Origin of the sequence: Tabrizicola sp., assembly GCF_041911175.1 — a bacterium.
Taxonomy (GTDB): domain Bacteria; phylum Pseudomonadota; class Alphaproteobacteria; order Rhodobacterales; family Rhodobacteraceae; genus Tabrizicola.
Genome location: NZ_JAYRPN010000003.1, coordinates 1 through 10,106 on the forward strand (window position 1 = coordinate 1; position 10,106 = coordinate 10,106).

General features: G+C 70.7%; 7 protein-coding genes, 1 tRNA gene and 1 pseudogene. 2 read left to right on the top strand and 7 right to left on the bottom strand.

Annotated elements, in window-relative coordinates:
- Together ACE3P6_RS00235 and ACE3P6_RS00240 are read right to left on the bottom strand one after the other, a co-directional pair.
- Positions 1-543: metal ABC transporter ATP-binding protein (locus ACE3P6_RS00235; protein ID WP_374390920.1), on the bottom strand; the 543-nt coding region annotated here is incomplete at its 3' end.
- A complete protein-coding gene (locus tag ACE3P6_RS00240; protein ID WP_374390922.1) occupies positions 540-1,031 on the bottom strand; it encodes a Fur family transcriptional regulator in 492 nt (163 codons plus the stop codon). The genes ACE3P6_RS00240 and ACE3P6_RS00235, both read right to left, overlap by 4 nt.
- Positions 1,032-1,103: 72 nt before the next feature.
- On the opposite strand from ACE3P6_RS00240, the gene ACE3P6_RS00245 reads away from it, so the two are divergent.
- Positions 1,104-1,982 (top strand): zinc ABC transporter substrate-binding protein, encoded by an 879-nt coding sequence (locus tag ACE3P6_RS00245; protein WP_374390924.1) that lies wholly within the window; start codon positions 1,104-1,106, stop codon positions 1,980-1,982.
- Positions 1,983-2,290: 308 nt separating this feature from the next.
- Here the strand turns inward: ACE3P6_RS00245 and ACE3P6_RS00250 are convergent, their stop codons facing one another.
- Positions 2,291-3,733, bottom strand: coding sequence for a cobyric acid synthase (locus ACE3P6_RS00250; protein ID WP_374390926.1), 1,443 nt, complete (start codon positions 3,731-3,733; stop codon positions 2,291-2,293).
- A 183-nt stretch (positions 3,734-3,916) separates the two neighbouring features.
- On the opposite strand from ACE3P6_RS00250, the gene gndA reads away from it, so the two are divergent.
- A complete protein-coding gene (gene gndA, locus ACE3P6_RS00255) occupies positions 3,917-5,314 on the top strand; it encodes an NADP-dependent phosphogluconate dehydrogenase (RefSeq protein ID WP_374390928.1) in 1,398 nt (465 codons plus the stop codon).
- 71 nt (positions 5,315-5,385) lie between these two features.
- On the opposite strand, the gene ACE3P6_RS00260 is transcribed toward gndA, so the two are convergent.
- From ACE3P6_RS00260 to ACE3P6_RS00275, 4 genes and pseudogenes are all read right to left on the bottom strand, one after another.
- Positions 5,386-5,462: transfer RNA gene (locus ACE3P6_RS00260), tRNA-Met, on the bottom strand.
- A gap of 134 nt (positions 5,463-5,596) precedes the next feature.
- Positions 5,597-7,597: a hydantoinase/oxoprolinase N-terminal domain-containing protein gene (locus ACE3P6_RS00265; RefSeq protein ID WP_374390930.1), complete on the bottom strand. Its 2,001-nt coding sequence runs from the start codon at positions 7,595-7,597 to the stop codon at positions 5,597-5,599.
- A gap of 72 nt (positions 7,598-7,669) precedes the next feature.
- A complete protein-coding gene (locus ACE3P6_RS00270) occupies positions 7,670-8,917 on the bottom strand; it encodes an RNA polymerase sigma-54 factor (RefSeq protein ID WP_374390932.1) in 1,248 nt (415 codons plus the stop codon).
- 125 nt (positions 8,918-9,042) lie between these two features.
- A pseudogene (locus ACE3P6_RS00275) lies at positions 9,043-10,106 on the bottom strand (DNA polymerase Y family protein); the annotation flags it as partial.

Below are 10,106 nucleotides of genomic sequence, written 5' to 3' on the forward strand. Positions count from 1 at the left end.
ATGCAGGTCATGGCTGATCATCAGGACGGCCGCGCCGGTTTCACGCCTCACCTCCTCGATCAGCCGGTAGAAGGCCGCCTCGCCCGGCTGGTCGAGGCCCGAGGTCGGCTCGTCCAGCATCAGAAGCTGCGGCTGCCCGAGAAGCGCGCGGGCCAGAAGCACCCGCTGCAACTGCCCGCCCGAGAGCGTGGTCATCTGCTCTTGTCCCTGGCCCGCCATGCCGACACGCGCCAGCGCCTCTTCGGCCTGCGCATCGCTGACACGGGTGGGCAGCGACAGGAAGCGGCGCACGGTGATCGGCATGGTGCGGTCGATGGTCAGCTTCTGGGGGACATAGCCGATGCGAAGGCCGGGCGCCCGCGTCACCTTACCTTCGGCCACGGGGACGATGCCGAGCAGCGCCCGCAAAAGGGTGGACTTGCCCGACCCGTTCGGGCCGAGGATGGTGACGATCTCGCCGGGGTCGATCTTCAGGCTGATGTCGTGCAGCACCTCCTCGTCGCCGAAGCGGACGCAGATGTGGTCGGCGGCGATCAGGCTCATGCGGTTCCCCGGCAGTTCGGGCAAAGGCCAAGCGCCTCGATGGTCGAGCGTTCGACCTGGAACCCGGCGCGGGCGGCTTCGTCCTCCAGCGAGGCGCGGGCGGCGCTGGCTTCGGCTTCGGCGACCATGTGGCAGGTGCGGCAGATCAGGAAGGCGGGGGCGTGGTCCTCGCCGGGATGGACGCAGGCGGTGAAGGCGTTCAGGCGCTGGATGCGGTGGGCAAGGCCTTGCTCCACCAGAAATTCCAGCGCGCGATAGGCGACCGGGGGCTGGTTGCCGAAGCCTTCCGTCGCCAGCCGCGACAGCACGTCATAGGCGCCAAGCGCCTTGTGCTCTTCCAGCAGGATCTCCAGCACCCGGCGGCGGACCGGGGTCAGCCTCGCCCCGCTGGCCCTGGTCAGCGTCTCGGCCCGTTCCAGCGCATCATGGGCGCAATGGGCGTGGTCGTGGGCGGCGAAGGCAAGGTCGGGAGGGGTGCAGTCGGGCATGGGTGCATCACGGGGGGTTGACGTGTTATGATATTACATAAATAGATCGGCGCAAAGGAAAAGGCCAGACTGATGCGTTATATCATTACTCTCTTCATGACTGCCACCCCCGCTGTCGCCGAAGTGCCCTCGGTCGTGACCGACATCCCGCCAGTGCAGGCTCTGGTCGCGCAGGTGATGGGCGATCTGGGGTCGCCGGAGTTGCTGCTGGCCAAGGGCGCGGACGAGCATGACTTTCAATTGCGGCCCAGCCAGGCCGGGGCCGTCGCCGATGCCGGGCTGGTGGTCTGGATCGGGCCGGAGCTGACCCCCTGGCTGGCGGGGGCGCTGGAGACGCGGCCCGAGGGGGCGGCCTCGCTGGCACTTCTGGAGGCCGAGGGGACGCTGCGGCGCGAGTATGGCGAGCAGGGGGAGAAGGGGCATGATCATGGCCCGATCGATCCCCATGCCTGGCTGGCCCCGGACAATGCCGAGGTCTGGCTTGGGCTGATCGCGGGGGAGCTGTCGCGGCTCGACCCGGAGCATGCGGCGATCTACCGGGCGAATGCGGCGGCGGCGGGGAAGCAGGTGGCGGCGCTGGATGACGAGATAGCGGGAAAGTTGGCGCCGGTTAAGGGCAGGGCGCTGCTGACCTATCATGACGCCTTCGGCTATTTCGGCGATCACTACGGGCTGGATTTCGTGGGGAGCGTCGCGCTGGGGGATGCCTCGTCTCCCGGCGCGGCGCGGCTGGTGGAGTTGCGGGGCGAGATCGAGGCGGGAGGCGTGACCTGCCTGTTCCCGGAAGTGCAGCATGATCCGGCCTTGCTGGAGCAGCTGGCCGAGGGGACCGGGGTCAGGATCGGCGGGGCGCTCGACCCGGTGGGGTCGTCGCTGGAGCCGGGGCCAGGGGCCTATGCGGCGCTGCTGCGCGGGCTGGCCGGGACGATCGCGGAATGTGCGGGCGGGTGATGTCCACGCTGGCGGGCTTGGGGATATTAGGGATTCCAGGGGGTTGCGCGTGGGCGTCTACCGGGCGGCAGGCCTGTTGGCAGGCCCCCCACCCCCGACCCCTCCCCACGGTGGGGGAGGGGAGGCGCCCGGCGAATATGTCGCGCGGAAGGGGGAGCGCTTGCGCCTGGCCACGGCCGGGATGCCTCCGGCGGGGATATTTGGGGCAAAGATGAATGGTTGAGTGGCCAGAGGCTGGCTCGCTGGGGCTTTGCGGATGGCTCCGGGTCCGGCGGTTGCCTGGCCGGAGAGTCGGGCTGAAGCCCGACCTACGCCAGCCGCAATAGCGCCTCGCAGTCGACATGGGCGGCGAGATGGTCGGCCAGCGCGTCCAGCGTTTCCTCGACGGTCTGGTCGTAGCTGGCATTGCCGGGGGTGGCGCCGAGGCTGGCGAGGAAGGCACGGCGGAAGGGGTCTTCGCCGAACATGCCGTGCAGGTAGCTGCCCATCACCCGGCCATCGGCGCGGATGGCGCCTTCGGGCTGGCCGTTCACGGTAAAGAGCGGGCGGGCGCGGTCCGGGCCGTAGGTCGCGCCGAGGTGGATTTCGTAGCCGGTGACGCGGGTGCCCGAGGCGGGGTGGATCGCTTCGGTTTCGGTGACGCGCTTGTCGGGGGTCATCGTGGTGGTGAGGTCGAGAAGGCCGAGGCCGGGGACGGAGCCGGGCCTGCCTTCGATGCCCTCGGGATCGGCGATTTCGCGCCCCAGCATCTGGTAGCCGCCGCAGAGGCCCAGCACCCGCGCGCCCCTTCGCAGGGCGGCGGCAAGGTCGATGCCCCAGCCTTGGGCGCGGAAATGGGCGAGGTCGGCGATGGTGGCCTTGCTTCCCGGCAGGATGATCAGGTCGGCCTCGACCGGCAGGGGCTGGCCGGGCTTGACGATCTTCAGCGTGACGCCCGGTTCCTGCGCCAAGGGGTCGAGGTCGTCGAAATTGGCGATGCGGTTCAGCTGGGGGACGGCGATGAGGAAGCTGCCGCTGCCCCGCGTGCCCCCGAGGTCGGCGGCGTCTTCGGCGGGAAGGCGGTGCGCGTGCGGGAACCAGGGGACCACGCCGAGGCCCGGCCAGCCGGTGTGCTGTTCGATCAGGCGGTAGCCTTCATCGAAAAGCCGGGGATCGCCGCGGAACTTGTTGATCAGGAAGCCCCGGATCATCGCGGCGTCTTCGGGGTCAAGCACGGCCTGGGTGCCGACCAGCTGCGCGATGACGCCGCCGCGGTCGATGTCTCCGGTCAGGATCACCGGCACGCGGGCCTCGCGGGCAAAGCCCATGTTGGCGATGTCGCCTGCGCGGAGGTTCACTTCCGCCGGGCTGCCCGCGCCTTCGACGATGACGAGGTCGGATTGCGCCTGCAGGCGGTGGAAGCTGTCCAGCACCGGGGCCATCAGCTGCGGTTTCAGCGCGGCATAGTCGCGGGCCTTGACCGTCGTCAGGCGCTGGCCCTGCACGATCACCTGCGCGCCGGTTTCCGACTCGGGCTTCAAGAGGACGGGGTTCATGTCGACATGGGGGGCAACGCCGCTGGCGCGGGCCTGCAGGGCCTGGGCGCGGCCGATCTCGCCCCCGGTCGCCACGGCGGCATTGTTCGACATGTTCTGCGGCTTGAAGGGGCGGACGGTCAGGCCCTGCCTTGTGAAGTGGCGGCAGAGGCCCGCGACCAGCAGCGACTTGCCGACGTTCGAGCCTGCGCCCTGGATCATGATGCGATAGGTCATGCGCCCCCTTATCACGCGCGGCGACGTCACAGCCAGCGCCAGAAGCGACCCTCGCCGGGCCGGGGGAGGACAGCGCGCGGGGTCGCTCCGTCTCCTGCGGCCCGGCGGCTTTGGGCTTGACCCCGGCGTGTCGCGGCAGTCTGTTTGCGCAAACACCGCTTGGGGGTGGAGGGAGGAATCGCGATGCAGAAACCGGGGATCGGGCTGATCGGTCTGGGCACGATGGGGGCCGCGCTGGCGCTGAACATCGCCGAGAAGGGGTTTCCGATCGCGGTCTGGAACCGGACGGGGTCGGTCACGGACGAGTTCATCGCCGGGGCGGGTGCACTCGCCGGGCGGATCGTGCCGACGCAGACGCTGGAGGGGCTGGTGGCGGCGATGGCCGCGCCCCGGTCGATCATCCTGATGGTTCCGGCGGGCAAGCCGGTGGACGACATGCTGGCGGCGCTGGCGCCGTTCCTTCAGCCGGACGATCTGGTGATCGACGCGGGCAACGCCAATTTCCACGACACCAACCGGCGCGCGGCGGCAGGGTTGCCGTTCCGCTTCATGGGGATCGGGGTTTCGGGCGGGGAAGAAGGCGCGCGGCACGGTCCGGCGATCATGGCGGGCGGCACGGCGGAGGACTGGACGCGGGTCGCGCCGGTGCTGACGGCGATTGCGGCACAGGCCGAGGACGGCACGCCTTGCGCCGACCATATGGGCGAGGCGGGGGCCGGGCATTTCGTCAAGGCGGTGCACAACGGCATCGAATATGCCGACATGCAGATGATCGCCGAGGTCTATGGCGTGATGCGCGACGGGCTGGGGATGAGCGCCGCAGAAATCGCGCCGGTCTTCGCGCGCTGGAACGAAGGCGTGCTGCGGTCCTATCTGGTGGAGATTTCGGCGGCGGTGGCCGGGGCGGCGGACCCGGTCAAGGGCGGGCCTTTGCTGGACATGATCGTCGATGCGGCGGGGCAGAAGGGCACCGGGCGCTGGACGGCGATCGAGGCGCAGAACCTCGGGACGCCGATCCCGGTGATCGAGGCGGCGGTGATGGCGCGGAACGTCTCCTCCCGCCGGGGCGAGCGGGCGGCGGGCGAGGCGCTGTACGGGCCGGGGCCGGAGCGGGTTCAGGTTGCGCTGGACGATCTGGAGCAGGCACTGATCGCGGGGAAGATCCTGTGCTATGCGCAAGGCTTCGCAATGATGACGGCGGCGGCGGGCGAGTTCGGCTGGGCCTTGGACATGCCCCGGGTGGCGCGGGTCTGGCGGGCGGGCTGCATCATCCGGTCGGCGATGCTGAACGACATGGCGGACGCCTTGTCGCAGGACCCCGGGCGGAACCTGATGCTGGCGCCGTTCTTCGCCGATCACCTGCGCCGCTCGCTTCCGGCCTTGCGCCGGGTGGTCGCGGCGGGGGCGCTGCATGGCCTCGGGCTGCCGACCCTGTCGGCGGGGCTGGCCTGGTTCGACCTGATGCGCACCGCGCGGGGGACGGCGAACATGATCCAGGGCCAGCGCGATTTCTTCGGGCTGCACGGGTTCCAGCGACTGGACGGGCTGGACCAGCCGCATGGGCCCTGGGCGAAGGGCTGAGTGGGGCCAAGACACCGTCGCCCCGGGCCGTCGGATCCGGGCATCCCGGTGCAGGTTCGTTGTGGAGGAAGTGGTGGCGAGGGAGGGACTCGAACCCTCGACCTCGCGATTATGAGTCGCGCGCTCTAACCAGCTGAGCTACCTAGCCACTGGCGGGCGGATTAAGGGGCGGGCGGGCGGAGGTCAAGGGTGAATCCGCGCGCCCGAGCCTCCTCGTTCGACTTCGTCTTCTCGTCGGGAACGACCCCGCGACGAGAAGACGAAGTCGAACGAGGAGCAGTGCTAGTGCGCCACTCTCGGACGTCCCGACGCGGTTGCCGTCACTCGCGCTTCGATGAACATCGTGCGGCCTTCGATCTCGACCTCGTTCACCTCGCGGTCGACCGTGACGCGCAGGTCCACCGCCCCGGCCTGTCGCGCGCGGGAGGAGGCGTCGGCGACCAGGGCGGCTTCGAGGACGGAGAGCGCGGCCTCGGGCGAGGAGAAGCTTTGCAGCCCGTCGGCCAGATGCGCGACGTAGCGGCCCTCGGCGGGGGATGACACGGTGCCGGTCGCGCGCTGGCTGACCTGGCCTGCCACCGCGCCGATGGCGTTGGCCACCCCGGCATGCTCCGGCAGGATCGTCTGGCAATGCAGCCGGTCCCCCACCGCGCCGTAATAGGACGGGGCCGAGGCGCCGAGGCCGATCACCGGAACGCCGAGTTTCACGTCCACTTCCAGCACACCCTTGTGCCGGGCGAGACCCGCCTTGGTCAGCGTGTGGCGGGCGAGGGTTTCCGGCGTTTCGGCAGCGAAGGCGTCGTCCTCGCCGAAGGCGGCTTCCAGCAGGCAATCCACCGTCTGTTGCGTCAGCTGGTCCACCACTCCTTGCGCGAAGATTTCCGGCCCGGTGGCGAAGCGTTCTCCCGCGCCAGTGCGGCGCTTGGCGATCAGGCGCAGGGCCTTTTCCGCCGCCGCTCCGTCCCAAGTGTCCAGCCGCCCCAGCACATGTGCGGCGTCCGAGGGCGTGACGCCGGACATCATCACCAGCCCGCGCGCGACCAGCCGTTCCAGCGCCGCCACCTCCAGCCGCGAGGTCAGGGCGGCGGCCATCGTCATCGGTTTGGTGATCCGGTCCAGCACCGCCAGTTCGCGGGCGTTCAACCCGCCGCGCTGGCCGGTCATCGGCACCACGAAGCGCCCGTCCATCTCGCCCACCGCGTCGGACGACAGCCAGCGGTCGAGTGCGGCATGGACCATCGGGCCGTGGTCGACGGCCAGAAGCGAAACAGGCATCAGGCGGCGCGGGCCAAGGCGGAGGCCGCCCTTCAGCCCTTCGGTCACCAGATGCACCTCGCTGTCGCCGCCAAGGCCGGTGGTACGCATCGCCACTGCCTCGACCATCGTGCGGAAGCCGCCGACGCGCGCCCCCTGCGGGTCGATCTCGGGCAGGCCGCCGCGCAAAAGCGCCACGTCGGTCGTCGTCCCGCCGATGTCGGAGACCAGCGCATCCGAGGCCCCGGTCAGCCAGCGCGCGCCGACGATGCTGGCGGCGGGGCCACTCAGGATCGTCTCGATCGGGCGCTCCCGCACCATCGCGGCGGAAATCAGCGCGCCGTCGCCGCGCACCACCATCAGCGGCGCGTCGATGCCCACCTGCACCAGATGCCGCTCGCAGGCGGCGACCAGCCGGTCGATCATCCCGATCAGGCGCGCGTTCAGCACCGCCGTCAGGGCGCGCTTCGGGCCGTTCAGGTTGGCCGAGAGTTCGTGCGAGCAGGTTACCGGGCGGCCCGTCACCCGGCGGATCAGGTCGCGCGCGGCGATCTCATGCGCGGGGTTGCGGGTGGCGAATTGCGACGCGACGGCAAAGCCCGAGACCTCGTCGCCCAGCTCGCGGATCAGCAGTTCCAGCAGGTCAAGGTCCAGCGCCGCGACCTCGTTCCCGGCATGGGTATGGCCGCCGGGCAGCTTGACCACCGGGTCGCCCTTCAAGGCCTCGGTCAACCCGCTGCGGCCCAGGTCGGCGTCGTCGAAGCCGATGAAGACCAGCGCCACGCGGGCGCCCTGGCCCTCGACCAGCGCATTGGTGGCGAGCGTCGTGGAGAGCGACACCAGCGCCACATCCGCCGCCCCGACCCCCGCCGCCGCGATGGCGGCATCGACCGCCTCGCCGATCCCCACCGCCAGATCGTGCCGCGAGGTCAGCGCCTTGGCCTTGCCAAGGACGGCATTCGCCGCCTCGTCCAGGATCACCGCATCGGTGTAGGTGCCCCCGGTATCGACACCCAGAAAGATCGCCATTGTCGCCCCCGGCCCACTTCGCTTCCCGCCAGCTAGAACAGGTTCAGGCCGCTGTCAGCCCCGGAAGCGACATCAGTGCCGCCGCCTGCGCCGATGGGCGGGGGGCAGGTTCAGCATGGTGCGGTATTTCGCGACGGTGCGCCGGGCAATCGAAGCGCCACCCTCGGCCAAAGCCGCCGCCAGCGCATCGTCGGAAAGCGGATGGTCGGGGTCTTCGTCGGCGACCAGTTTCGCCAGCCGGTCACGCAGGGCGCCTGCCGCCGGGCCACCTTCGCGCGCGGCCTGGGTGAAAAGCGCCCGCAGCCACCAGGTGCCGCGCGGGGTATCCACCGCGGTGCCCGCGACCACCCGGCTGATCGTGCCCTCGTGCAGGCCAAGCGCCTGCGCCACCTCGGCCATCGTCATCGGCACCAGCGCGCCAAGGCCACCTTCCAGCGCGGCGGTCTGGCGGGTCAGGATGTCCTGCCCGACCGACAGGAGCGTGGCATTCCGCCCCTCGATCATCCTGATCAGCGCGCGCGCCTCGGCCCGGCCCTTCGCCCGGCCCTCGGCGACCGTGACCGAGGGCAGCGCCGAGCGGTTCAGCGAGACGATCCAGCCCGCCGCGCCCTTCTCGGCGATGAGATCGGGTTCGCGCACCGGGGCGGCGCTGACCTCGAAGCCCGCGCCGGGTTTCGGATCGTAGCTGCGCAGCCGCCCGAAGGCCTGGCGCAGGTCGGCCACATCCAGCCCGGCCTCGCGCGCGATGCGGTCGATCTCGCCCCTGGCCAGCAGGTCGAGCCGGGCCAGGAGCGCCAGCATCGGCTTGTCGAGTTCGCCCGCTTCCTCGGCCTGCAGGCGCAGGCAGTCGGCCAGGTTGCGGGCGAAAAGCCCGGTGGGTTCGGCCTGTCGTTGCAGGCGGTGCAGCACGCTTTCCACCGCTGGCACGCCGACGCCCAGCTCTGCGGCAATCGCCACCGGCGGGCGCCCGATCCAGCCGGAGGGTTCCAGCGCCTCGGCCAGGGCCATCGCGATGCGGGCCTCGCCCGGATTGAGCCGCAGCCCCTCGATCATCCCCAGGACATGGGAGACGAGGCTCGGCCCCGCCGCCGCCTGCTCGGGCCGCTCGCCATCGAAGCCGAAGGCGGATTTCCAGCGCGGCAGCCATTCCTGCACCTGGGGCTTCGTCAGGATGATCTGCGGGTTTTCTGCCGCCGCTTCCTCCAGGTAGCGGCTGAGCCCCGCCGCATCGGCGCGCAGGATGCGGATCGAGGTGGCAAGCCCGGTGGTCAGCGCCATGCGCTGGGTCTGGTGCACCGAGATGCGGGTCCTGGATTTCATGGCTGATGGTTCCCACGGATGCGGCGATCTCGCAAGCATTCAGCGGGCAACGATTTCTTCGAAGAAATCGTATCGGAGCCTTCAAAGGCTCCGGTTCGGAGTTTGCGAGAACTCCGGCGCCCGCATCAGGTGAAGACCCCCTCGCAATACCACTGGTCGGTCACCGCCCCGCCCTGCCCGTAGAACAGCCAGAGCCTTTCGCCCGTCTCGGTCTCGACCCGCCAGTAGTCGCGGATGCCGCTGCGCCAGTCGGGGTCGGCGAACCACCATTCCGGTTGCAGCCGTTCCGGCCCCGCCGCCATCCGCACGGCAAACGCGCGCTTGCGCCAGCGGAAGCGGGCGGGCAGGTCGCGGGTCTCGGGTGCCTCGACCGGCTCGGGGCGGAACATCACCAGCGGGCGCGGGCCGGAGGCGGCGGGCCAGGGCCCGTCGTGCGGCTGGCTCCAGGCGGCCATCAGCAGCTTGGCGGATTTCGCGGGCACATGGCTGTCGGCCGGATGCAGGCGCAGCACCGCCTCGTCCCCCAGCCGCGCGCCGAGACGGCCGATCAGGTCTTCCAGTGCTTGCGCCGAATCCGCCGTCACCCGCCCGGCCTGGGCCAGCGCCTGGGCCGTCACATCCAGCTGGCCGCGATGCTGAACGGCGCTGAAGGCTTCGGTGGCCAGCGCTTCCAGCCGCAGGCAGTCGATGCCGTAGCCTGCGTCGATCTGGTCAAGCTTCAGGTGCAGAAGCGGGCGGATGCGGTCGGGGCTGTTGGCGGCGCGGGCAAGGCCGATCTCGACCGAAGCCACCCCGCCATCGGCCCGGAACCCCTGGAACAGCACCCGTCGCGCCCCCCGGCCCTGTGCCTTCAGCTTGTCGCAGAAAGGCGGCAGCAGGCGGTCGATCGCCGCCTCGACGTCCGAGCGCAACCCGATGGGATCGGGCAGGGTCAGCCGCACCGCGAAATGCACCGGCGGGCGGACGGGGCTGACGGGCTCCGGCTCCATCCCCAGCGCCTGGTCCAGCCGCCGCAGCGTGTCGGCCCCGAAGCGGCGGGCGAGCGTGGCGCGGGGAAGGCCCATGATGTCGCCCACCTGGCGCAGACCCAGCCGCAAGAGCCGGTCGACCACGTCGGGCGCCAGGCGCAGGGCGGCCAGCGGCAGGGGGGCCAGCGTCTCGAACAGCCGGCCCGGCCGGGCGACCAGCG

What these genes read in the sequence shown, in the direction of transcription:
- ACE3P6_RS00245 (WP_374390924.1), top strand. Translation starts at nt 1,104, where the DNA reads ATGCGTTATATCATTACTCTCTTCATGACTGCCACCCCCGCTGTCGCC.
- ACE3P6_RS00250 (WP_374390926.1), bottom strand. Translation starts at nt 3,733, where the DNA reads ATGACCTATCGCATCATGATCCAGGGCGCAGGCTCGAACGTCGGCAAG.
- gndA (WP_374390928.1), top strand. Translation starts at nt 3,917, where the DNA reads ATGCAGAAACCGGGGATCGGGCTGATCGGTCTGGGCACGATGGGGGCC.
- ACE3P6_RS00265 (WP_374390930.1), bottom strand. Translation starts at nt 7,597, where the DNA reads ATGGCGATCTTTCTGGGTGTCGATACCGGGGGCACCTACACCGATGCG.
- ACE3P6_RS00240 (WP_374390922.1), bottom strand. Translation starts at nt 1,031, where the DNA reads ATGCCCGACTGCACCCCTCCCGACCTTGCCTTCGCCGCCCACGACCAC.
- ACE3P6_RS00270 (WP_374390932.1), bottom strand. Translation starts at nt 8,917, where the DNA reads ATGAAATCCAGGACCCGCATCTCGGTGCACCAGACCCAGCGCATGGCG.